This window comes from Myxococcus sp. AM009, assembly GCF_013372605.1.
GTDB lineage: Bacteria > Myxococcota > Myxococcia > Myxococcales > Myxococcaceae > Myxococcus > Myxococcus vastator.
This window is the reverse complement of the sequence record NZ_JABXEP010000386.1, coordinates 1-626: the sequence shown is the minus strand read 5'-3', so window position 1 is coordinate 626 and position 626 is coordinate 1. Positions and strand designations below refer to the sequence as shown.

1 protein-coding gene is annotated in these 626 nt (G+C 70.8%); it reads left to right on the top strand.

Annotated elements, in window-relative coordinates; all coding sequences use genetic code 11:
• Positions 1–626 (top strand): transposase (locus HV824_RS36005; protein ID WP_176425295.1); only part of this gene is annotated, 626 nt, incomplete at both ends.

The following is a 626-nucleotide window of genomic DNA, read 5'->3' as shown; positions in this document are numbered from 1 at the left end:
ATGGCGACGCTGGAGCGCCACGTCTTCGGCCGCAGGACGGAGCAGCTGCCGACGGTGGCCGCCGAACTGCGAGGGGACGGCGCAGACACGGCGGCCCAGGCCGAGGCCGCGAAAAAGAAGCGTCAGCAGCGGGCGGCCCGGAAGGCCGACGAGGCCCCGGCGAGAGAGATTCGCCACGCAGTCCCCACGGAGGAGCGCCACTGCCCGGCATGCGGCGGCGAGGGCTTGAAGCCGCTGGGCAAGGGACGCACCTCAGTGGTGTACGAGTACGTGCCCGCCCGCTTTGAGAAGCAGGTGCACGTGCAGGAAGTGCTGGCGTGCACGTGCGGCCGGGGCGTCGTCACTGCCCCGCCTCCAGCCAGGGTGGTGGACAGAGGCGAGTACGGCCCCGGCTTCCTGGCCCACGTGGTGACGTCGAAGTGCGCGGACGCCATGCCGCTGCACCGGCTGGCCCAGCGGGTGGAGCGAAGCGGCGTGCCCATGAGTCGCAGCACCCTGACGGACCTCTTCCACCAGGCCGCCTCGGTGCTACTGCCCCTCTCCCAGCACCTCCTGCAATGCATTGCCTCAGCGGACGTGGTGTGGGCGGATGAGACGCCGCTGCGCGTGCTGGACGTGAAGAAGAC